The organism is Arthrobacter sp. K410C (assembly GCF_059090105.1).
On sequence record NZ_JBNHFJ010000006.1, the window covers coordinates 153,568 to 175,011 of the forward strand.

Annotated in this window: 18 protein-coding genes; 8 read left to right on the forward strand and 10 right to left on the reverse strand. The window is 65.8% G+C overall.

The features are described 5' to 3' along the window. Nucleotides 1-13: 13 nt before the first annotated feature. Nucleotides 14-1,465: an SDR family NAD(P)-dependent oxidoreductase gene (locus AC5RU7_RS11465; RefSeq protein WP_494052319.1), complete on the reverse strand. Its 1,452-nt coding sequence runs from the start codon at nt 1,463-1,465 to the stop codon at nt 14-16. A gap of 90 nt (nt 1,466-1,555) precedes the next feature. Continuing rightward, nucleotides 1,556-2,965 carry a glucose-1-phosphate adenylyltransferase gene (glgC, locus tag AC5RU7_RS11470; RefSeq protein ID WP_494009148.1) on the reverse strand — a complete coding sequence of 470 codons (1,410 nt, stop codon included), beginning with the start codon at nt 2,963-2,965 and terminating at the stop codon, nt 1,556-1,558. Between the two features lie 101 nt (nt 2,966-3,066). Here glgC and glgA point away from each other — a divergent pair, with 101 nt between their 5' ends. After that, nucleotides 3,067-4,272: a glycogen synthase gene (gene glgA / locus AC5RU7_RS11475; RefSeq protein WP_494052320.1), complete on the forward strand. Its 1,206-nt coding sequence runs from the start codon at nt 3,067-3,069 to the stop codon at nt 4,270-4,272. 90 nt (nt 4,273-4,362) lie between these two features. Here the strand turns inward: glgA and AC5RU7_RS11480 are convergent, their stop codons facing one another. Then, nucleotides 4,363-6,471: an acyl-CoA dehydrogenase family protein gene (locus AC5RU7_RS11480; RefSeq protein ID WP_494052321.1), complete on the reverse strand. Its 2,109-nt coding sequence runs from the start codon at nt 6,469-6,471 to the stop codon at nt 4,363-4,365. 1 nt (nt 6,472) lies between these two features. Next, nucleotides 6,473-7,258, reverse strand: coding sequence for a TetR family transcriptional regulator (locus tag AC5RU7_RS11485; protein ID WP_494052322.1), 786 nt, complete (start codon nt 7,256-7,258; stop codon nt 6,473-6,475). On the opposite strand from AC5RU7_RS11485, the gene AC5RU7_RS11490 reads away from it, so the two are divergent. The 3 genes from AC5RU7_RS11490 to AC5RU7_RS11500 are packed head-to-tail and all read left to right on the forward strand — an operon-like array spanning nt 7,257 to nt 10,862. Then, nucleotides 7,257-8,603, forward strand: coding sequence for an acetyl-CoA C-acetyltransferase (locus AC5RU7_RS11490; protein WP_494052323.1), 1,347 nt, complete (start codon nt 7,257-7,259; stop codon nt 8,601-8,603). The two genes, AC5RU7_RS11485 and AC5RU7_RS11490, sit on opposite strands and share 2 nt — an antisense overlap. Before the next feature lie 10 nt (nt 8,604-8,613). Continuing rightward, on the forward strand, nt 8,614-9,954 hold the full coding sequence (locus tag AC5RU7_RS11495; RefSeq protein WP_494052324.1) for a 3-oxoacyl-ACP reductase: 1,341 nt from the start codon (nt 8,614-8,616) through the stop codon (nt 9,952-9,954). Continuing rightward, nucleotides 9,951-10,862, forward strand: a complete 912-nt coding sequence (locus tag AC5RU7_RS11500) for a MaoC/PaaZ C-terminal domain-containing protein (protein WP_494052325.1) — start codon at nt 9,951-9,953, stop codon at nt 10,860-10,862. The genes AC5RU7_RS11495 and AC5RU7_RS11500 overlap by 4 nt, the downstream gene beginning before the upstream one ends. Here the strand turns inward: AC5RU7_RS11500 and AC5RU7_RS11505 are convergent. The 5 genes from AC5RU7_RS11505 to AC5RU7_RS11525 all read right to left on the reverse strand — a co-directional run bounded on the left by AC5RU7_RS11505 (nt 10,859) and on the right by AC5RU7_RS11525 (nt 15,478). Next, the gene (locus AC5RU7_RS11505) at nt 10,859-11,911 is read right to left on the reverse strand and encodes an FUSC family protein (protein ID WP_494052326.1); all 1,053 of its coding nucleotides are present in this window, start codon (nt 11,909-11,911) and stop codon (nt 10,859-10,861) included. The genes AC5RU7_RS11500 and AC5RU7_RS11505 overlap by 4 nt on opposite strands. A gap of 155 nt (nt 11,912-12,066) precedes the next feature. Next, nucleotides 12,067-13,176 carry a serine hydrolase domain-containing protein gene (locus AC5RU7_RS11510; protein WP_494052327.1) on the reverse strand — a complete coding sequence of 370 codons (1,110 nt, stop codon included), beginning with the start codon at nt 13,174-13,176 and terminating at the stop codon, nt 12,067-12,069. A gap of 31 nt (nt 13,177-13,207) precedes the next feature. Continuing rightward, the gene (locus AC5RU7_RS11515; protein ID WP_494052328.1) at nt 13,208-14,299 is read right to left on the reverse strand and encodes a glutathione S-transferase family protein; all 1,092 of its coding nucleotides are present in this window, start codon (nt 14,297-14,299) and stop codon (nt 13,208-13,210) included. Nucleotides 14,300-14,308: 9 nt separating this feature from the next. Further along, nucleotides 14,309-15,037, reverse strand: coding sequence for a M50 family metallopeptidase (locus tag AC5RU7_RS11520; RefSeq protein ID WP_494052329.1), 729 nt, complete (start codon nt 15,035-15,037; stop codon nt 14,309-14,311). 138 nt (nt 15,038-15,175) lie between these two features. Then, nucleotides 15,176-15,478 (reverse strand): DUF4193 domain-containing protein, encoded by a 303-nt coding sequence (locus tag AC5RU7_RS11525; RefSeq protein WP_494052330.1) that lies wholly within the window; start codon nt 15,476-15,478, stop codon nt 15,176-15,178. A gap of 209 nt (nt 15,479-15,687) precedes the next feature. Between AC5RU7_RS11525 and AC5RU7_RS11530 the strand changes: the two genes are divergently transcribed. Then, nucleotides 15,688-16,830, forward strand: a complete 1,143-nt coding sequence (locus tag AC5RU7_RS11530; protein WP_494052331.1) for a glycosyltransferase family 9 protein — start codon at nt 15,688-15,690, stop codon at nt 16,828-16,830. Between the two features lie 2 nt (nt 16,831-16,832). Beyond that, entirely contained in the window at nt 16,833-17,792 is a 960-nt protein-coding gene (locus AC5RU7_RS11535; RefSeq protein WP_494052332.1) for a glycosyltransferase family 9 protein, read from the forward strand. A gap of 305 nt (nt 17,793-18,097) precedes the next feature. Here AC5RU7_RS11535 and AC5RU7_RS11540 read toward each other — a convergent pair whose 3' ends face one another. Then, nucleotides 18,098-18,781: an SGNH/GDSL hydrolase family protein gene (locus AC5RU7_RS11540; RefSeq protein WP_494052333.1), complete on the reverse strand. Its 684-nt coding sequence runs from the start codon at nt 18,779-18,781 to the stop codon at nt 18,098-18,100. Nucleotides 18,782-18,927: 146 nt separating this feature from the next. Between AC5RU7_RS11540 and AC5RU7_RS11545 the strand changes: the two genes are divergently transcribed. Both AC5RU7_RS11545 and AC5RU7_RS11550 read left to right on the forward strand, forming a co-directional pair. Next, on the forward strand, nt 18,928-19,428 hold the full coding sequence (locus AC5RU7_RS11545) for a DUF805 domain-containing protein (protein WP_494052334.1): 501 nt from the start codon (nt 18,928-18,930) through the stop codon (nt 19,426-19,428). A gap of 1,157 nt (nt 19,429-20,585) precedes the next feature. Further along, nucleotides 20,586-21,437 (forward strand): phosphotransferase family protein, encoded by an 852-nt coding sequence (locus tag AC5RU7_RS11550; RefSeq protein ID WP_494052335.1) that lies wholly within the window; start codon nt 20,586-20,588, stop codon nt 21,435-21,437. Nucleotides 21,438-21,444 lie beyond the last annotated feature (7 nt).

A 21,444-nucleotide genomic window follows, 5' to 3' on the forward strand; every position in this document is an offset into this window, starting at 1 on the left:
CGCGAGCTTACCGCTACCAGGGGCTGGGTTTGTAGTCCTTCAGGAACACGCCGTACTGGTCCTCTCCGGCCTCACCCATGACGATGGGATCGTAGACCCGGGCGGCGCCGTCCACCAGGTCCAGCGGGGCGTGGAAGCCTTCCTCCATGAGCCGGACCTTGGTGTAGTGCGGGCGTTCGTCGGTGATCCACCCGGTATCCACGGCGGTCATCAGGATCCCGTCCGTCTCCAGCATTTCCTGCGCACTGGTCCGCGTCATCATGTTCAGCGCGGCTTTGGCCATGTTGGTGTGCGGGTGGCCCGGGCCCTTGTAGGCGCGCGAGAACTGCCCCTCCATGGCGGAGACGTTGACGATGTACTTGCGCCGGGCGGTGGACCGTTTCATGGCTTCCCGCAGCCGGCTGACCAGCAGGAACGGGGCCGTGACGTTGCAGAGCTGCACTTCCAGCATCTCCAGCGGGTCCACCTCGTCCACCACCTGGGTCCAGCTGTTGATCGTGGCGAGGTCCGGCACCAGTCCGCCGGCGTCGATTGCCGTCCCGGACGCAATGCGTTCCAGTGAAGCCGAGCCCGTGGACAGCGCCAGTGACGTGATGGCATCACCGGCCAGGACGGGATGCTCCGTGACGCTGCCGGCCAGTGCCAAAGGGTGTTTGTCGTGCGCGTGGCCGAACGTCAGCAGCTCCGGACCGCCGTTGGCCCGCTCCAGCGCGGCGGGGAGGGGCTCGTCCTCGGCATCCACCAGCGGCTTGTAGGCATTGCCGGAGCGCCGGACGGTTTGCGCCGCGTTGTTGATGATGATGTCCAGCGGACCTGCCTCGTTGAGGGAGTCGGTAAGGGCCATAACCTGTGCGGGGTCCCGGAGGTCGATGCCCACGATGCGGAGCCGGTGCAGCCAGTCACCGCTGTCCTCCATGGCAGCGAAGCGGCGGGCGGCATCCTTGGGGAAACGCGTGGTGATGGTGGTGTGGGCGCCGTCGCGCAGAAGCCGCAGCGCAATGTACATCCCGATCTTTGCCCGGCCTCCGGTGAGCAGAGCACGGCGGCCGGTCAGGTCAGTCCGGGCGTCGCGCTTGCTGTGGCTGAAGGCAGCGCACTCCGGGCACAGCTGGTGGTAGAAGGCGTCCACCTGTGTGTAGTGCTGCTTGCAGATGTAGCACGGCCGGGACCGGATGAGGTGCCCGGCCACTTTCCCGGTGGCGGAGGGAGCGAGCTTGTTGCCGCGTGTTTCGTCGTCGATCCTGTCTGGCGCGGCGGTTGCCGTCTGGGCGAGGACGGCGCGGTCGGCTTCGGCGATGAGGTCCCGCTTGGTGACCCGGCGGTGCCGCTTGACGGCCTTGAACATCTTCCCGGTGGCGCGGCGCACCGAGACGTAGTCCGGGTGCTCCTCGTCATAGGCGTGGATGGTGTTCAGGACCTTGAGGCAGGCCTGGATTTCCTCAGGGGTCAGGTCGGGGGAGCTCATTGAGCTAATTTTACAGCCCGGAGCGGCAGCTTAAACGCGGCCGGCGGCACCCCAACGGGTGCCGCCCACCGTGGAAAAGCCAGTTAGCAGCTAGGAGAGCCGGGCCCGGGGTCCGGCGTCAGCCGCGGCAGCGGCGTGGGTCTGGGCCACCTTGTCCACGGACTCCCGGACATCCGGGTACTGTGCCGCGGCGGCCTTGACCGCGTTGGGGACGAGGTGCAGGTTCCTGGCTGCCAGCTGCCTCTCCTCTTCCCCGGGCTCGGGAACTTTCTGGCCTTTGGCGAGGACGGTGATGCCGGATTCGGTGACCTTGTAGCCGCGCGCCCGGTCCAGGTCGGCGTCGAGTCCGATGGCTGCCCCGGCGGGAACCTTGACGTTCTTGTCGATGATGGCCCTGTTGATGACGGAGCCCGCACCCACCTGCACCTTGTCCATCAGGACGGAGTCGATGACGCGGCTGCTGGTTGCCACGTAGACGTCGTTGGACAGGACAGAACCCTCCACCACGCCACCCGAGATGACCACGCCGCTGGAGACGATGGAGTCCAGCGCCGTGCCCACGGTGTTGTTCTGGCCGCGGACGAACTTGGCCGGCGGGGAGATGCTCTGCCGGGTGTAGATGGGCCATTCGGAGTTGTAGAGGTTGAAGACCGGCAGCGGGGAGATCAGGTCCATGTGCGCGTCGTAGAAGGAGTCGATCGTTCCAACGTCACGCCAGTAGGTGCGGTCCCGCTCGGTGGATCCGGGAATCTCGTTGAGCGTGAAGTCGTAGACGCCGGCCTCGCCCTGGTTGACGAAGTAGGGGATGATGTCCCCGCCCATGTCGTGCTTGGTGTCCAGCCGCTCGGCGTCCACGTGCAGGGCGTCCACCAGGGCGTCGGCGTCGAATACGTAGTTGCCCATGGAGGCGAGGAACTGGGTGGGATCGGCTGCCAGGCCGGGCGTGGAGGCGGGCTTCTCCACAAACGCGGCAATCTTCTGGGGATCGTTCTGGTCCACCTCGATGACGCCGAACTGGTTGGCCATGTTGAGGGGCTGGCGGACGGCGGCCACGGTCGCCTTGGCACCGCTGCTGACGTGCTGCGCCACCATCTGGGCGAAGTCCATGCGGTACACGTGGTCGGCGCCGACCACCACCACAATGTCCGGGTTGGCGTCGTGGATGAGGTTCAGGGACTGGTAAATGGCGTTGGCGCTGCCCAGGAACCAGCTCTTGCCAACGCGCTGCTGCGCCGGCACCGAGGCAACGTAGTTGCCCAGCTGCGTGGACATCCGCCAGGTCTCGGAGATATGTCGGTCCAGGCTATGCGACTTGTACTGGGTCAGGACGACGATCTGCAGGTAGCGGGAATTCACCAGGTTGGACAGGGCAAAGTCGATAAGGCGGTAGCTGCCCGCGAAGGGCACTGCCGGTTTCGCGCGGTCTGCCGTCAGTGGCATCAGTCTGTTTCCCTCGCCGCCTGCGAGGACAATGGCCAGGACTTTTTTGTTCAACGGCATAGTGGTCGCTCCTGTACGCCTTCGTATCTCCCCAAACAGTCCGGCATGCCCGGACTCCTTCACACTAGAACAGTTATGCGTGAAGGACTACCTTGGGTCTTGTGCGAATAGACATTGTGACTAAAGAGTTCCCGCCGGAGATCTACGGCGGCGCCGGGGTGCATGTGGCCGAATTGAGCAGGGTGCTTAGTAAGCACGTTGACCTGCAGGTTCGTGCTTTTGGGGCTCCCCGCGACGCCGATTACCATGGCGCCCATGTGACGTCCTACTCCGTGCCGGAGGATCTGGGCTCGGCCAATGCCGCCGTCCAGACGCTCGGCGTGGACCTGCGGATCGTTCCGGACGTCGAGGGCGCGGACCTGGTCCATTCGCACACCTGGTACGCCAACATGGCAGGCCACCTGGCCTCGCTGCTCCACGGCATCCCGCACGTCCTGAGCGCCCACAGCCTGGAGCCGCTGCGTCCGTGGAAGGCCGAGCAACTCGGCGGCGGGTACGCGCTCTCATCCTGGGTCGAGAAGACCGCTTACGAGGCAGCAGCGGCAATCATCGCGGTGTCCGAAGGCATGCGCCAGGACATCCTGCGCAGCTACCCAAGCGTGGATCCGGCCAAGGTCCGCGTGGTGCACAACGGCATCGACGTCGAGCTGTGGAACCGGGACGAAAACGACGACGCCGTCCGTACCCTGGGCATCGACCCCGCCAAGCCGAGCGTCGTGTTTGTGGGCAGGAACACCCGCCAGAAGGGTGTGCCCTACCTCCTCCGGGCCGCAGCGAAGCTGCCCGATGACGTCCAGTTGGTCCTGTGCCTCGGCGCGGCAGACACCCCGGAACTGGCCGCCGAGACCGCCCGGCTGATCGAGGACCTGCAGAGCCAGCGGACCGGCGTTGTGCTGATCGAACGTATGCTGCCCCGGCATGAACTGATCCAGGTGCTCAGCCACGCCACCGCCTTCGCCTGCCCCTCCATCTACGAGCCGCTGGGCATCGTGAACCTCGAGGCGATGGCCTGCGGCGCCGCCGTCGTTGCCAGCGCCACGGGCGGCATCCCCGAAGTAGTCGAGCACGGCCAGACCGGCCTGCTGGTGGACCTGGAGCAGGTCACGGACGGCACCGGCACGCCGCTGGACCCGGACAAGTTCGTCAGCGAGTTCGCCGCGGCCCTGACCGAGGTGGTGTCGGACCCCGAACGCGCCCGCGCCATGGGACAGGCGGGCCGGCTCCGCGCCGAGAAGCACTTCTCCTGGGAGTCCATCACCGAAACCACGCTTGAGGTGTACCGCTCGGTGCTGCCCGCGGCACGCTGACCGTTCCTTACAACAGAACGACGACGGCGCCGCTTCCCTCGCGGGGAGGCGGCGCCGTCGTCATGTCCTCAGTCAGCAGCCGGGCCTGGGTCAGCTGTGGCGCCCGGCCGCGGTCCTGGCCAGCAGCACCTTTTCGTCGACAGGTGCCTTGCCGCTGGCCCGCTGGGTCCGGAAGTGCGCCCGGGCTTCGTCCTGGCGGGTCTTCTCGGCGCCGGTGGCAATGGCTGCCCGGACGTGCTCGTCGCCGTAGCCGAAAGCATCAACCAGGTCCAGGGCGTGCGGGCGGATCTTCACCAGCAGCCGGTTGATGTATTCACCCACGGTACGGCCGCGCTGCATGGAGAGGCGGCCGTTCATGAGGTACCACGACAGGTTCTTTTCGATCAGGCTGAGTCCGAAGAGGTCCCGAAGCCAGGTCAGCACTGTTTTCGTGCCGGGATCGGTGACGTCGCGGAGCGCCTCCGTGAAGGCCTCCCACTGCAGCAGCTCGGCATGGGCCTGCGCTGCGTCGATCAGCTCGTTCTGATGCCGGTTGAACAGAGCGGCGCCCTGTTCCTGCGAGAGCCTGTTGCTGCCTTTCAGCGCCGCGGCCGCCTCGGCCACCATGGTCTGTACCCGGTCGGTGAGGAGGGCGCGCTGGCCTTCCTCGTCACGCAGGGCAATCGCCGCCTTCTGCACCGAACCCGTGTCCGCCATGAACTGGGCCACCTGCCGCAGCCCTGTGCGGTGGATGGCAGCGCCGGTGGCCTGGCCCACCACGTAGCGGGCCAGGACGCCGAAGTCCACGCTGCGGAATTCCTTCGCGTAGTCGGCCAGTAGGCGTTTGGCCACCAGTTGCAGCAGGACGGTGTTGTCCCCCTCGAAAGTGGCATAGACGTCCAGGTCCGCCCGGAGCGATGCGAACCGGTTCTCGATCAGGAAGCCGGCGCCGCCGCAGGCTTCCCGGCATTCCTGCAGCGTATCCAGGGCGTGCCAGGTGCTGAGCGGTTTCAGTGCCGCGGCGAGGGTTTCCAGGTCCTGGCGGTCCGCGTCTGTGTCGGTGGCGCCGGAGAAGACGTCGTCGAACTTCTGCAGGAGCTGTTCGTGGGCGAAACCGGCGGCGTATGTGGTGGCGAGCCGGGTGAACAGCCGCCGCTGGTGGCGCTGGTAGTCGAGCAGGACTTCTTCGTCCGTGTGGCTGGACGCGTTGAACTGGCGGCGCTCGGCGGCGTAGTGGACGGCTGCCTTGAGGGCTACCTTGGAGGCAGCCACTGCCGCCCCGTCCAGGGAAACCCGCCCCTGGACCAGGGTGCCGAGCATGGTGAAGAAACGGCGGCCCGGGCTCGCGATGGGGGACGAGTAGGTGCCGTCGGCGGCCACGTCACCGTAGCGGTTCAGGAGGTTGGCCCGGGGGATGCGGACGTTCGTGAAGTGCAGCCGGCCGTTGTCGATGCCGTTGAGCCCGCCCTTGACGCCGTCATCCTCACCGCCTATGCCCGGAAGGAATTCCCTCGTCCGGGGATCGCGAAGGTCGACGTAGAAAGCGTGGACGCCATGGTTGACCCCCCGGGTGATGAGCTGGGCAAACACCACTGCTCCCAGCCCGTCGATGGCGGCGTTTCCGATGTAGTCCTTCCATGCGGCGCGGAAGGGAGTGTGCACCACAAACTCTTCGGTTTCCGGGTGGTAGGTGGCGGTGGTGGCAATGCTGGCCACATCGGAGCCGTGGCCGGTTTCGGTCATGGCGAAGCAGCCAGGGATTTCCAGGCTCATGATGCCGGGAAGCCATTTGGCGTGGTGTTCTTCCGTGCCCAGGTGCATGACGGCCGAACCAAAGAGTCCCCACTGCACACCTGCCTTGATCTGCAGGGACGGGTCGGCCACGACAAGTTCCTCGAACCCGGCGATGTTGCCGCCGTGGTCGTCCGAGCCGCCCAATGCGGAGGGGAAGGCGCGGTGGACGGCGCTGTTATCCACAAGGTACTGCAGCTGCCCGGACACCCGTTCGCGGTGCTCCGTAAACGGAAGCCCCTCGATCTTGTAGAGTTCGGGGCGCCCTGCCAGGTCCCTTGACTGCAGGCGGACGGCCGCCCACTTGCCGAGGAGCTGCTTGCCCAGCGCGTCAACGTTGACCGCAGGCTGGGCGTGGTCGGTTACGGGGTGGGCCGTGGTGGCAGGCTTGTGGCCCTTGCCGGCGGGGCGGTCCACTACTTCGGTCATGTCAATATCCTTTGCTGGTGCTGACAGGCGGTTTGGTGGTGCTTGAAGGGGTCAGTTCGGGGGCAATGCCAACGCACAGCCAGGCGGTGATCTGCCGTGCCATGGCTTCCTGGCCCGGCTTTGCGGGGGAATCAGGCGTGCTCAGCCACTGTTCGCCCGCATTGCGGACCAGGCCGATGGCTGCCTTGGGCCAGTAACCGATAACGGATTCCTTGCCGTCGCCCAGATGCGAGCGCATGGGCGTTGCGATCATCTCCGCCACGGCGTCAAAGAAGTGTCCCAAGGCGCCGGACACCGGCCCTCCCGGGGCAGCGTCGGCAGACTCCGCGGCAGCGGAACGGGTTACGAAGGTATAGACATTCGGGCTCGTGTCGGCCATCTGCAAGTAGGCCGCCACCATCGCCAGCAACCCCTCCCGAGGCGTCAGTGCGCTCTGGGCAGCCTCCCGGATGCGGCGCTGCATCTGGTCGAGGACTACCTCACCCACGGCCTGCTGCAGGCCGGCCTTGTCTCCGAAGTAGCGGTAGAAAACCGACTTGGATGTTCCAGCAGCCGCGGCGATGTCTTCCATGGAGGCGTCGCTGCCCAGCGCGTGGACCGCGCGCCGCGCCTGCTTGATCAGTTCGCGCCGCCGCTCCTCCCGGTGGGTCTGCCAGCGTGACGATCTGCCGTCGGCGGTTGCCCCGGCAGGTGACGCGTCAGGGAAGGGTTCTGAAATATTCACGATACTCAGCGTATCAGGTACGCTGGGTATCGGTAATTGCTTGTGACCAGAGGAGACAGCCATGTCCAATGACGGACAGTCCATCAACGGCCCCGCAGCCGGTTCAACCCCCGCCCTCCGCAGGGCGGTGGTTGTGGGAGGAAACAGGATTCCGTTTGCCCGTGCCGGTGCCGCCTACGCCAAGTCCTCCAACCAGGACATGCTGACGGCGGCCCTTGACGGCCTAATCGCACGGTTCGGGCTCCAGGATGAACGGCTGGGCGAGGTGGCGGCCGGTGCGGTTCTGAAGCACTCCAGGGACTTCAACCTCACCCGCGAGGCAGTCCTGGGTTCGGCCCTGTCCCCGGAGACACCGGCCTATGACCTGCAGCAGGCCTGCGCCACGGGACTGGAAACCGTGGTGGGGCTTTCGAACAAGATCAAGCTGGGACAGCTCGACTCGGCAATTGCCGGCGGCGTGGACTCCGCCTCCGATGCGCCGGTGGTGGTGAGCGAGGGGCTCCGGGAAGTGATCCTGGACCTTAACCGCGCCAAGACCCTTCCCCAGCGGCTGCAGATCCTCAGCCGCCTTCGGCCCAAGGACCTGGCCCCGCTGGCGCCGGGTACCGCTGAACCGCGGACGGGCCTTTCAATGGGGGAACACCAGGCGCTCACCACGGCGCAGTGGAAGATCTCCCGTGAGGCGCAGGACGAGGTGGCCCTGAACAGCCACCGGAACCTTGCCGCGGCATACGACTCGGGATTCTTCGACGACCTCATCACGCCATACCGCGGGCTCACGCGGGACGGCAACCTCCGGGCTGATACCTCGAGGGAAAAGCTGGCGTCCCTGAAGCCGGTATTCGGCAGGAGCCTGGGCTCCGATGCGACCATGACGGCCGGCAACTCCACCCCTCTGACCGACGGCGCCTCCACCGTCCTGCTGGCCTCGGACGAGTGGGCCGACGCCCGTGACCTTCCCAAGCTCGCCGCGGTGGTGGACGCCGAGGCCGCTGCGGTGGACTTTGTGCACGGCAAGGACGGGCTGCTAATGGCGCCGGTCTTCGCTGTGCCCCGGCTGCTGGCCCGGCACAACCTCACCCTGGCGGACATCGACTACTTCGAGATCCATGAGGCGTTCGCCGCCACTGTTCTCAGCACGCTTGCCGCCTGGGAGGACGAGGAATTTGGCCGGACCCGGCTCGGCCTGGACGGGGCATACGGCAAGATCGACCGGGCACGCCTCAATGTCAACGGATCGTCGCTGGCAGCCGGGCACCCCTTCGCCGCTACCGGAGGCAGGATTGTGGCCTCACTCGCCAAACAGCTGCACGAAAAGGGCAGCGTCGACGGCCGCCCGGCCCGGGGACTGGTCTCTGTTTGCGCGGCCGGTGGACAGGGCGTCGTCGCTCTTCTCGAATCGCTGTAGGGGGAACCTGATGACGGACAAGTACGCCCAGCTGGTGAACCAGGGGCTCGGCAAGAATGTGGCCAGGAAGCTGGGACTGCCGCAGCCGGCAGTCCTGCGCAGGTATGAACCCGGGCAACCGCTGGTTACCGGACCTGTTGTAGTCCTGGGTGAATCGGCAGCGGCCGACAAACTGGCCGCAGAACTTTTGTCATGGGACCTCGATGTCCGGCGGCATGCCGTACCGCGGGAAAAGCTTGGCGCCATCATTCTGGTCTTGGACGAGGTGGCACATCCCCAGGATCTTGAGAAGCCGGTCCTTGCCGCAGCGGGCTCCCTCCGGGACCTCGGCCCCTCTGCCCGCGTGGTGACCGTTTCGCGCCCGTCCCGGGAGGCAGACACGCCGGCGGCGGCCGCTGCCCGGCAGGGCGTCGACGGGTTCCTCCGCTCCCTGGCAAAGGAGCTCCGTGCCGGTGCCACCGGGAACGGTATCCTCCTCGCCGGGGGAGTGGAGGCAGCCAGTCCTTCTGTTCTGGCTGCGCTGCGGTTCTTCCTTTCCGGCCGTTCGGCCTATGTGGACGGCCAGTTCCTGACCGTATCCAGCGCCGCCGGAAGCCTTCCGGACGACGTCGAGAGGCCGCTGGCATGCAAGGTGGCCGTGGTAACCGGGGCCGCCAGGGGTATTGGCGCCCAGATTGCCCGCACGCTGCACCGCGACGGCGCAACGCTGGTGCTGGTGGACCTGCCCTCGGCAGGAGACTCTTTGGCTGCTGTGGCCAATGCGGTGAAGGGGACCGCCCTCCAGCTGGATATCACCCGGGAAGACGCCGGCCAGAAGATCCTGGAACATGCCGTGCAGCGGCATGGGCGGCTGGACATCATGGTCCATAACGCAGGCATCACCCGGGACAAGCTGCTGGCCAACATGGACCACGGGCGCTGGAGTTCGGTGATCAACATCAACATCTCCGCCCAGTTGCGGATCAACGAGGCACTGCTCGCATCTGAACAGTTCGGGCCGGCACCACGTATTGTTTCTGTTGCCTCCACCAGCGGCATTGCCGGCAACCGGGGGCAAACCAACTACGCCGCGTCCAAGGGGGGAGTGATGGGGATGGTCCGCGCAACGGCACCACTGCTGGTGACTGCCGGTGGCACCATTAACGCCGTCGCGCCGGGGTTCATCGAGACCGAAATGACCGACCGGATTCCGTTCGCCCTGCGGGAAGTGGCGCGCCGGGCCAACTCCCTGCAGCAGGGCGGCAAGCCGTCCGACGTCGCCGAAACCATAGCGTTCCTCGCCAGTGACGCCGCCGGGGGCATCAACGGTGAGGTGTTGCGGGTCTGCGGGCAGAACATGGTGGGGGCATGACGCCCGCGCAGCCGGTCATCCTCGGCGACATGCCGTCGCTGTCAAAGCTGTATGTCAACGCGGCCGCCCAAGCGGCCAGGCGCCGGCTGCTGGGGACCCACGACCAGGCGGCCCTTCCGTCGGAGAGCCATGAAGTCCGTGGCGTGACCGTGGATGTGGCCAACCTGACCGCCTACCAGCACCTGCTGGGAGAGACGGCCAGTGACGTCCTGCCCGCCGGGTTCATCCACGCCCTGTCCTTCCCGGTGGCCATGAGCGTGATGAACAGGGATGACTTCCCGCTGCCCCTGCTGGGCATGATCCACCTGCACAACAGCGTGGAACAGCGCTCGCCCGTCCTGTTCACGGACGCCTTGGACATCACGGCCAGGGTGGAGAACCTCCGGGGTCACCGCGCAGGTACGCAAGTGGACGTCGTCGCGGAGGTGCGCCTCGCAGGAAAAGAGGACATCTCCTGGCGGGGAACCTCCACATATTTGGCCAAGGGGGTGTTCCTGCCCGGAGTCGATAAGCCCTCGGCGGCACCGCCGAAGGGCGACTTCAAGGCGCCGGATCCGACCGCGCTGTGGCAACTGGGTGTGGACGCAGGACGGGCGTACGCCGCCGTGTCCGGCGACTTCAACCCGATCCACCTCAGCGTCCTGTCGGCGAAAGCCCTGGGTATGCGGCGTTCCATCGCCCATGGCATGTACCTGGCCTCACGGGCGCTCGCCGACGTCGGTTCCGTCCGCGGCGATTCCTTCACCTGGGAGGTCGATTTCGACGCGCCGGTGTTCCTCCCGTGCAGGGTGGCCCTGGAGATCGGAAGCGAGCAGACCGATTCGGGGGCCTGGCGGCGTTCGGGCTTTGTCGCCTGGAACCCCCGGTCCGGCCGACGCCATTTCAGCGGTTCCGTCAGCGCGCTTTAGTCGGCTGGCCGGACGGCCCGCAGGATGCGGTGGAGGCTCAGCAGGATCGATTCCGACGCCGGAACCGTGCCGCCCGTTGTTTTCCGGGATGCGGTGGCGGCCATACTGGCCTCCACCGCATCCCTCGCTGCCTGGAACCGCTCGCACTGCGTCGGCTCATCGCTGTCGCTGTACGAGTGCAGCAGCTCACCGGTCGCCGTCAAGGCATCAGCAAGCGGGCCGCTGTCCTGCACCGGCACCGCGTAAGGCACGTCGCTGACCCAGATCACGTCCGAGAGCACATCGGTCATGTCCTGGATGTAGAAAGTCACGCGTTCAAGCTCACGAAGGGTCCGGTAGTCAAGGTCCACGTCCCGCGGGTGGCGTTTCCGGCGGGGATTCGCCCGGCGGCTTGCGTCCGCTTCGTTGACCAGGTGCCGGACGGAACGGGCAGCCTCCGCAAGTTCGTCCGATCGGCGGGACCAGTCTTCATGCTCCGGAGGCCACTCCTCCTTCAAGGCCGTTCCCATATCGGTCAGTTGCCGGCCGAGGGCACGCCGGAGATCGTCCAGGCTGGCTGCTGCTGCCTTGAAGTGCAGCGGCGGCCAAAGCAGGAAGTTCACGGCGATGCCCACCGAAACGCCCACGCCCATCTGGAGCAGGTAGCCGAACGAAAAGTCGTCCGCATTGCTACCGCCCACCAGCAGGACCAGCAGGGCCGCCGTCGGAATCCAATCGCTGCCTGACCCGATGCGGGGGAGTCCACCCAGCAGCACACCAATCCCCATTAGCGCTGCGACGGCGAGCGGGGACGGGTCGGTGATGGTGACCAGGACGATGGCGATGCCGATGCCCAGGGCGAGCCCGACCAGGGCCTGCAGGCCCTGCCTTACGGAGCCGGCAACGTTGTGGTACATCGCCACCAAAGCGCCCAGCGGTGCGTAGTAGGGATAGTTGGCGGCGGCTCCCGGCATGAACGGCGCGATGGCGAAAGCCAGTCCGGCCGCAACGGCGGCCTTCGCCGCCAGTTGAAGCCGCTGGGCGGCGAATGCCGCCGACAGTCCTTCCAACGACTGCTTCAGAAGACGGGTTCCCCTGGCCCACCGGACTTGCTGCCGTACTTGAGTATTACCCATCCGTTCCACACTATGGCGCATTCCGGGAGCGTCCAAAGCCGCTGGTCAGGCCGGGAAAAGCACGCGAAAAGTGGGCTGCCGAGGTACTCCTAGGACAATGCAGCCGCCGAACGGCGTACCTCTGCAGCGAGCCGGTGGGCCTTTCCAGGGGTGCGTCCGTCCTCCTGCCGGCGGGGGATGTAGCCGAAGGACAAGGAGTAGGCCGGGTCGGCAAAACCCAACGCGGCGCTGGCCCCTTCATGGCCGAAAGCGCGGTGGCTGCCGAAGTTCCGGGAGGGGTGCGGCTTCATGAAGACGACGGCGAAGGCGTTGTCCAGCCCTGAGGACCGATCGAGCCCCCACACCTGTTCCTCCGCCATCAGGTCAATTGTTTCGGAAGTGAGGAACGGCGATTCGCCCTCCGCGCCGGTGGTGGCGGCAGCATAGAGCCTGGCGAGGCCTTCGGCCGATCCTACGCCGCCGGCTGCTGACATTCCTGCCGCGCGGACGCTGCGGATGTTGGGGAGCTCCATGATGGTGCTGACCGGAGCGTTGCTGTTCAGGCCATCCAAACTGAGTGGATCGAGCCAGGGCTGCCCGGCCGGTTCCTGGTAGAGGACGTTACGGTAGCGCGGTTCCAGGTCTACCGGCAGGCCCAGGAAGAAGTCGACGTTCTCCGGCTTGCGGATCCGGCGCTCATAGACGCTTTGCAGCGATTCGCCCGCCGCACGCCGGCAGAGCTCCTCCATGAGGATCCCGATGGTCAGGGCGTGGTAGCCGAACTGGCGTCCCGGCTGCCAGGTGGGTTTGGCCGCAGCCAGCCGTGCCGCAGCAGCAGGCGTGGTGAACTCGTCCAGGCCGAACCCTCCCTCAAGGCCCATCAGCCCCGCCTGGTGGGACAGGGCCTCGCGGACCAGCAGCCGGTCCTTGCCATGTGCAGCGAACTCGGGCCAGTAGCTGGCCACGGTGTTGTCCAGGTCAAGGAGTCCGTCCTGTACCAGCAGGGCCACGACCATCGCTGCCACGCCTTTGGAACAGGAGTACGCCCCGGTGAGGGTATCCGGGCTAATGTCGGGGCCGCCCGTGATGTCTACAACGCGTGTCCCGTGATGATAGGCAGCCACTTGGGCGCTGTAGCCGGGATTCTCGGCGAGGAAGGACTCGAACAGGTCCAGGACGTTGTCAAAACCGGGCGCTACGAAGCCGTGGGGTGTCTGCACCGGGACAGTCTATCCAGAAAACGCTTTCCTTCTAGTGGCCGGCTCCGTGTCCTGCTGCCACTTCCTCACCCTTCCTGACGGGGCCCGGGGGAGTCCCGTCCCCGAAAGGCCGCCCGCCCAGCGCCTCGCGGCCGTGCTTTTCGAGCCAGCCGCCAAGGTCGGGGCCGGCAGGGACGATCCCGGTGGGGTTGATGTCTTCATGGACGATGTAATAGTGCTGCTTGATCTGCACGAAGTCCGTGGTGTCCCCGAAGCCAGGCGTCTGGAACAGATCCCTTGCGTAAGCCCAGAGGGCCGGCATCTCGGTGAGCTTCTGGCGGTTGCATTTGAAGTGGCCGTGATAGACGGCGTCGAAGCGCGCCAGCGTGGTGAAAAGCCGGACGTCTGCTTCCGTGATGGTGTCTCCCACCAGGTAGCGCTGGCGGGACAACCGGTCCTCCAGCCAGTCCAGGGCGGCCCACAAACGCTCATAGGCTGAGTCGTAGGCCTCCTGGGACCCGGCAAAGCCACACCGGTAGACCCCGTTGTTCACCTCGGTGAACACCCTCTTATTGACCTGGTCGATCTCTTCGCGCAAATTTTGCGGGTAGAGCCTTGGCGCCCCTGGCCGGTGGAATTCGGTCCACTCAGTGGAAAAATCGAGGGTGATCTGTGGGAAATTGTTCGTGACCACCTCTCCACTCGCGACGTCCACGATCACGGGGACCGTGATGCCGCGGGGATATCCCGGGAAACGCTTGACATATGCTTCCTGGAGCCGTTCGATCCCCAGGACAGGATCCACGCCGCCCGGGTCGAGGTCGAACGTCCAGGAACGTGCGTCATGGGTGGGGCCAGGCTGTCCCAGGGAAATGGCGTCCTCCAGGCCCAGCAAGCGCCGGACGATCACAGTCCTGTTGGCCCAGGGGCATGCCCGCGCTGCAATGAGGCGGTAACGCCCCGCTTCCACCGGCCAGCCCGGCTCTCCGTTGTCCCCGGGCCTGGCGTCCCGGGTGATCCGGTCCTCGATGTAGTTGGTATCCCGGGTGAATTCGGCACCCCCGGTCACGTACGCGCCGCGGGTGCTGTGGTCCGCCGTCGTGCCGCTGGCGGCCTGCTGGATGCTGTCCGTTTCCTGGCTCATGGCACTAGCCTAGGCGCCCCGGGCAAGGATCAGGGAGATGGGCTGCCAGGCGGCCAACCAGGAGACGGCCACAAGAACGGCGAACAGGGCAATCCATACAGCGGACGGCACGGCGGTGGCGCGGTACAGGAGGTAGGCGTCGGACGTCCCCAGCCGGTCCCTGCGGCGGAGGTGGACGTTTGCCAGTTTGAAAAGGTCCCTGACGGCTGCCACCAGCATGGCCACGCCCAGGACGACGGCGACATGGCCCACGAAAGCGTCCGGCACCAGCAGGATGAGGGCCAGCGCACAGGCAATGGCAAGGGCGGTGACAAGGAATCCCGCCACGTTCCGGAGGAAGAGCATGGATGCCGCCAGGACAAGGATGCTGGCCGCAATCGCTGCCGGTCCCCATCCGCTGAAACCGGCGATCACGAATCCGGCGCCGACGATGGCGGGCACGGGGTAACCCCAGAAGCAGGACCAGGCCGCCGCGGCCCTGCTCCGGCTGTAGCTGGTGGTGGTTCCGGAATGGTCGAGCCGAAGCCTGATGCCGGACAGCCGTTGCCCGCTGATGACTGCGGCGAAGGCGTGGCCCATCTCGTGGACCGCTGTTGCCAGCAGGCCAAAGTACCGCCAGGAGCGCCGGGGAATGGAAAGCGCCGTTGCCACGAGCAGCACCAGCAGGAGCTCCTGGAAGGTAATGGCCGGAACCTCCGTACGGCGGAGCGATTCGACCAGGGTTTGCCACAATTCCATAGCCACCTACAGTACTAGCGGCTGCTGGACGCTGCCTTGACGCCGGCTTAAAAGCGGAATGGCACGCTGCCGGGCAGCGTGCCATTCGAGCCGGCGGGGCCACGGACTAATCCGCAGCGCCGCGTCTGGCCTGTCTTCCTAGCCCTCGCACTCGGTGCAGTAGCTGTGCCCATCCTTCTGGCGGGCAATCTGCGACCGGTGGCGGACAAGGAAGCAGGAGTAGCAGGTGAACTCGTCGTCAGCCTGCGGAATGACCTGTACCACGAGCTCCTCGGCGACGAATTCGCCACCGGGAACGCCGGCGCCGTCGAGCCCGTCAGCTTCATCCAGCTCAAGGACGACGCTGCGCGCGTCGGGAGCATTTGCTGTCTGGAGCTGCTCGAGGGAGTTGTCCTGCGATTCCTTGACGTCGGAGCGCAGTTCGTCGTAATCGGTTGCCACTTTGGGTGCTTCTCTTTTCTTTGGTTCGCCTGTCGCGTATGAAACGTACAGCATCGGACGGCTATTCCCCAATAAGCGGAGTATATTTGCCCCCGCCTGGGTACGGGTTCAGGGGAGGCGGCCATCACACCTGGCGGGTAGCATGGCCGCGCAGGCAGCGGAGGCCCGCGGCAAGCGGCGCGGTCTCCGCCCGAAGCGAAGGGGCGTATGTGGAGCAGCTCACTGCAGAGTTCGGTGGTGCCGGGCAGGTTGGCCTAGGAGTCGGCCCGGTGCTGGAAAAGTTCGACTCCGTGTCCAGGATCGCTGTGTTGCGGGGCGGCGGTTTGGGCGACTTGATCTTCGCCATCCCGGCCATGGCCGCCCTAAAGGCGGCATATCCGGATGCCACCTTGACCCTTTTGGGCTCACCAATCCATAAGTCGCTGCTTACGGCAGTGAAAAGTCCGGTGGACGAGGTGTGCATACTCCCGTATTCAGAGGGAGTCCGTCCCGGTGATGAAGACCCGGAAGCGCTGGAGGCTTTTTTTGCGGACATGCGGGCCCGGCACTTCGATCTCGCCGTCCAGGTGCACGGCGGGGGCAGATATTCAAACCCTTTCCTGCTCCGGCTCGGAGCCCGTCACACGGTGGGCACCCGGACGCCCGACGCCGCCAGCCTGGAACGGACTGTTCCATACCTCTACTACCAGCACGAACCCCTGCGGGCGGTGGAGGTGGCGGGGTTCGCCGGCGCGTTCCCGGTTGACCTCGAGGCCCGCCTCGAACCTCACGCAAAGTTGCGCGGCGAATATAACGGAACGGACGACGGCGGCCAGCCCCTCGTGGTGATCCATCCCGGCGCGACTGATCCCCGCCGTCGTTGGCCGGTTGGGCAGTTCGCCGAACTTGCCGGCGCCTGCGCAGCCGACGGCTGCCGGGTGGTGATCGTCGGGGACAAGAGCGAGCAGGAACTGGCGGAGCAGATTGCGGAACAGGCGGCATCGGCAGCCGTCACCTCGGTGGCCGGGGCACTGGACATGGCCGGGTTAGTGTCCCTGATGGCGGAAGCCGCCGTGGTGGTCGGAAATGACAGCGGCCCGCGCCACCTTGCCCAGGCCCTCGGTGTGCCCACGGTAGGGATCTTCTGGGCAGGAAACGTTATTAATGCTGGGGCACTGGGCCGAAGCCTGCACCGGATCCATGCCGCCTGGGTGACCACGTGCCCCACCTGCGGCATTGATGTCACGCAGGTAGGCTGGACCGCCCCGCGCTGCGTGCACAACGACTCCATTGTTGCAGGCGTCCCGGTGCGTGATGTGTACGAGGATGTGCGGAGCCTGATGGCAACGGCAGCAGTCAGGCAGGGCGCGTGAGCGTGGGGCAGAACCTTGAACGTGGCAGCGACGTCCTCGATGGAAAACCGGAGCTTTTGGTCCTGCGTGCCCTGAAGCTGGGTGACCTCCTGGTTGCTGTCCCGGCGCTGAAGGCGCTCCGGCGGGCGTATCCCGAACACAGGCTTCGGTATGCGGCGCAGGGGTGGCTTTCGGAAGCTTTGGGGCTGGTGGGCGGTTACGAGCTGCTGCCCACACACGGCCTTGACGAGCCGCTTGCTATGGAAGCGGGAGTGGTGGATGTCGCGGTCAATCTGCACGGAAGCGGCCCGGAAAGCCAGGGACGGATCGACGCGCTCAAGGCCCGGCGGACCATCGGGCATCGAAGCCCGGACCGGGAGGGCCCGCCGTGGCGCGCGGAACTGCATGAACGGGAACGCTGGGTCCGGCTCTTGGAGTGGCATGGCATCGACGCGGACCCGTTGGATGTAGGGCTGCACCCGCCGCACGTCCCGAGCCCCGTTCCCGGCGCCACGGTCCTGCACGTCGGGGCAGCCTACGGCAGCCGGCTGTGGCCGGCTGAGCGTTTCGCTGCGGTTGCCGCCATACTCGTGGAAGCTGGCCACAAGGTCGTTTTTACGGGGGGCAGCGGGGAGAAGGACAGGGCCGTGGACGTGTGCCGCCGGGCCGGCCTCCCGCCCGGGGCTGTGCTGGCCGGTGAACTTTCGCTGGGGGAGTTCGCGGCGACGATCGCCGCGGCACGCCTGGTGATCTCTGCGGATACCGGGGCCGCGCACCTGGCCTCGGCGTACGGCACCCCCTCTGTGGTGCTGTTCGGGCCCGCGCCGCCTGAAATCTGGGGGCCGCCACCGGGCCCGCATATTGTCCTGACTCGTGCGGATTTGCGGCGGGGTGACACGTTCTCAGCGGAGCCGGACCCTGCTTTGCTGGCGATTAAGGTCCCGGACGTTCTGGCTGCCGTTCGGGAGTTGGGCCTGTTCTAGGTGGTGATTACCCTGATCGGCGGGACGGCTCATAAATTGTCGCCGCAGCCCCGCCGGCGGGAGCCCGGCAGCCTAAAATTAAGCATGGGCACTGAGATGGAAATTGGCTTGGTGTTTTTGGCAGCGTTGCTGTGGGTCACGGTGACGCTGAGCATCCTTTCGGCCATCGACCGTTCGGAGCGCAAGGCGCGCCGACAGCAGAAGCGCGCGGAGCGCATAAAGCACCGCCGGGTTCAGTACCGTCCGGCAGTATCCGGTGCAGACCCGGGGAAACGGGGCAGGCATCCGCGGAGATTAAGGCCCCATTAGAACAGCGGGTACTGCTGTTGCGGCCGCCCCAGCACCACAACGGAGTTCGCGCTTTGCTGCGGCATTCGCGCGAACTCAGCCACGGCCTTGGCGATCTTGAGCCCGCCCTGTGACGAGGGTTCGATCGGGTTCGCGTAATCCCCGTCTTCACTGCAGATCAGGCGGAGGTCAATCAGGGTTGCCTGCCGGGAGAAGGCCACCCTGGTAATCGGATCATTGAAAAGGCACAAAGCTGCCTTGAGGACCGGATGGTCTGGTCCGGATGGGGGCGTGTCATAGATGGTGCAGGCAGCGCAGGGCAGGCCGGTTGCCGCCAACTGTTTGAACATGGCGTCGTATTCCGCGGCGAACCTTTCCCGTGCCCGTGCCAGCATTGCGAGCGCCCCTGCAACCGAGGGGGCCTGCTCCTCCAGCAATGGGGCATAGCCAAGGGCATCGTTCCCGCCGGCACTGACCACGAGATGGGTTGCGTCCCCGGGCAGCGCCCGGAGCTGCCGGTGGACGCCCTCTATAGTGTCGCCGTCGAGGGCCAACAGCGAGCACCGCCAGGACGGCAGTTCCTGCCTCAACTGGTTAACGACGTCGGGGCCTCCGTCAACGTAGGCGGCATTGTCAAAGATGGAATCACCCAGCAGGACCACGTGGCCAGGAATGGCATCCGTCGTCGTCATCTCCTTCATCTGCCCATGGTGCCGCGGGCGGGCGGCACTTGCCAGCGGTAAAGCCGGGGAAATATTTGGTGAAGTTTATCCATCGAAAGGAATTTGGGCGCGGGGTGGTCCTAGGATGGGCTGGTCTCATCACTTAACAACTTCCGGGGGAAACCATGAGCTATCCGCAATACCCGAGCCAGCACCAACAGTCCTACCAGCCCGGCACGGCCGGGGAGCCGCCGCTGTGGGCGCCCTACTACGGGGCCACGCTGCCCTTGGCCGTCCGGCGCTTTTTCAAGAAGTACGCCACCTTCTCCGGCCGGGCCAGCCGGAGCGAATACTGGTGGTGGGCGCTTGTTGCCTTTGCCGTAGGCGTCGTCCTCAACATCATCACCTCCGTGGCCGGCGCTGCCGGGTCCACGGTGACAGCCGACGGCACGCCGGTTCCCGGCCCCGGAGCGCTCGTGGGCAGCATCCTTTTGATCGTATGGGGACTGGCCGTCATTGTTCCGTCCATCGCTTTGCTGGTCCGCCGACTGCATGATGCCAACCTGAGCGGCTGGCTGGCCCTGCTGATCCTGGTGCCATTCCTCGGCGCACTGGCCCTGGTCGTCATGGCGATCCTGCCGTCCAACCCTGCCGGGCAGCGCTTCGACCGGCCGGTTGGCTATTAGCCCCGGCCTGAGCAGCAAGAAGCCCGCTTCCCTGGAGGCGGGCTTTTTGCTGCCAGCAAACTGTTGGGATTTGCGGCGGAGAGCGAAGGGGCCATCACCGGACTTTTTTCAGGCGCAGTCTGTGGTGGCGCCGCGGGGAAATTTGCGTCGTCGCTGGACGGACGCGCCGCCAGGGCCTGTAGTGCAGGCTTCCGCTGTCAGCAGACCGGGGAGCGGAGGCCACGAGCGTCGACCCATTCCGGCGGCGCCGCAGCCTCAGGATCACGAAAACCGTCATGCCTATCCAGGCCAAGGCGGCCCCGATAATCAGGGCCACACCAGTGATCGTATCCATGGCTCAGTGTAGGAGCAGGTGTGCCACTGAAAGCTGCTCGGGCACCAAGGGTTACGGACACGTAATGGCAGCTCGACGGGTGTTATCTGATCATGATTTTTGCGCTGCGACGGGCTACCGATACCGGTCCGAGTCCAAGGACGCCGGGGAGTAAGCACAGAGGGAACGTTAAACGCGTCAACCGGCCCCAGTCACACGGACGCCGCCCACTGCCCCTGTCCAAGGCGTATCTCCCGGGCCGGGCAACACCAGATGAGCAAACACGGACCCCTGTTGAAGAGTCATAACTTCGGACGTGGTTCCGGTGCAGTCCAGCGCGAGTTCCACCGGCCGAAAAGGGGCCCCTGGATGCTCCTGGCCTACCGAGACCTTCGCCCCGGAGGCGCCGACGCAGGCTGCTGTGACGGTGTACTGCCCGGACGCAGGCACCGCAGCCGTCGCGCCGAAGCCCCTGACAGGTCCGTCCAGTGGCCCTACCTCAAAGAGGAGGGCTGGACCCGGCGATGCCCTAAGGAGCCGGTACAACTCAGCGTAATTTTGGGCCTCCTGCTCCAGGATCTGCGAATCGCTGTAAGGCTCGAGGGTGGCTGTTTGGGACGGGCTGCCAGCTGTTGGCGTAACCGGCGGTCCGGAAGCAGTTGGCTCCAAGGGTTCGGGGTAGTCATAGACGCACCCCGCAGTGCCGCAAAGCAGGCTCAGCAGGCACAGCGCAAACGCAGGTCCGTGCCGGCTGTGCTTCATGTCCACGTTTCCATGGTGGGCACGCAGGTTATTCAAAACAACCACCTCCGCTTCCCGGCGACATGTTGGTAGGCTCCGACGCATGGGGCGATGGGATGGCGGGCGGTTGTCACAGCAGCAGGCAGAATTGGTCAGCTCCCGGCACGGCTCGCCTGAGCTCATCGCTGACCTGTCATGGGGCCAGGTGGACACCAAAGTACTACACGTACGCGACGGCGATACGGATGTCATCGTCAAAGCTGCAGCGCAAAACAATCACCATATTGGGCGGGAAATCAGGGCCCACTCCTCCTACACCGGGCCCCTGGTCAGCCAGGGCCGGGTGGCGCGGCTGCTGTACTCCAGCCGGGAGCTGAACCTTCTGGTTCTTGAGTACCTGGACGGGAAACTGGTCGGGGGCACCGGACTTGAACTGGACGGGGATACGCACGCACAGGCCGGCAAGATCCTGAAGACACTACATAGCCAGGACTCGCGGGCTGACGAGGAATACGATCCGGCGGCCACGGCTAAGGCCTTGAGTTGGCTGGACCGGGAACACCGTATCGAAGCAGAGGTGGAGTGCGAAGTCCGGCGGCGCCTTGCAGAGTACCGGCCGGGCTGCAGGGAAGTGGTGCCAACGCACGGGGACTGGCAGCCCCGGAACTGGCTCAGCGATGGAGCGGAGGTCAGGGCAATAGACTTCGGCCGCTTCGATTTCCGTCCTGCAGCCACTGACTTTTGCAGGCTGGCGGTCCAGCAGTGGCAGCATTGCCCGGGCCTCGAAGCAGCTTTTATCGACGGGTACGGTGACGACCCCCGGCACAACGTTGTCTGGCGGATTGACCTGCTGCGTGAAGCTGTGGGCACGGCCGTTTGGGCATACCTGATCGGCGACGAGCGCTTTGAGTCCCAGGGCCACCGGATGTTGCAGGAGGCACTACAGCTGTTTTGAATGGGGG

Coding starts and splice junctions, on each gene's coding strand:
- AC5RU7_RS11465 (WP_494052319.1), bottom strand. CDS start 1,465: ATGAGCTCCCCCGACCTGACCCCTGAGGAAATCCAGGCCTGCCTCAAG.
- glgC (WP_494009148.1), bottom strand. CDS start 2,965: ATGCCGTTGAACAAAAAAGTCCTGGCCATTGTCCTCGCAGGCGGCGAG.
- AC5RU7_RS11480 (WP_494052321.1), bottom strand. CDS start 6,471: ATGACCGAAGTAGTGGACCGCCCCGCCGGCAAGGGCCACAAGCCTGCC.
- AC5RU7_RS11490 (WP_494052323.1), top strand. CDS start 7,257: ATGTCCAATGACGGACAGTCCATCAACGGCCCCGCAGCCGGTTCAACC.
- AC5RU7_RS11485 (WP_494052322.1), bottom strand. CDS start 7,258: ATGGCTGTCTCCTCTGGTCACAAGCAATTACCGATACCCAGCGTACCT.
- AC5RU7_RS11495 (WP_494052324.1), top strand. CDS start 8,614: ATGACGGACAAGTACGCCCAGCTGGTGAACCAGGGGCTCGGCAAGAAT.
- AC5RU7_RS11500 (WP_494052325.1), top strand. CDS start 9,951: ATGACGCCCGCGCAGCCGGTCATCCTCGGCGACATGCCGTCGCTGTCA.
- AC5RU7_RS11515 (WP_494052328.1), bottom strand. CDS start 14,299: ATGAGCCAGGAAACGGACAGCATCCAGCAGGCCGCCAGCGGCACGACG.
- AC5RU7_RS11520 (WP_494052329.1), bottom strand. CDS start 15,037: ATGGAATTGTGGCAAACCCTGGTCGAATCGCTCCGCCGTACGGAGGTT.
- AC5RU7_RS11540 (WP_494052333.1), bottom strand. CDS start 18,781: ATGAAGGAGATGACGACGACGGATGCCATTCCTGGCCACGTGGTCCTG.
- AC5RU7_RS11545 (WP_494052334.1), top strand. CDS start 18,928: ATGAGCTATCCGCAATACCCGAGCCAGCACCAACAGTCCTACCAGCCC.
- AC5RU7_RS11550 (WP_494052335.1), top strand. CDS start 20,586: ATGGGGCGATGGGATGGCGGGCGGTTGTCACAGCAGCAGGCAGAATTG.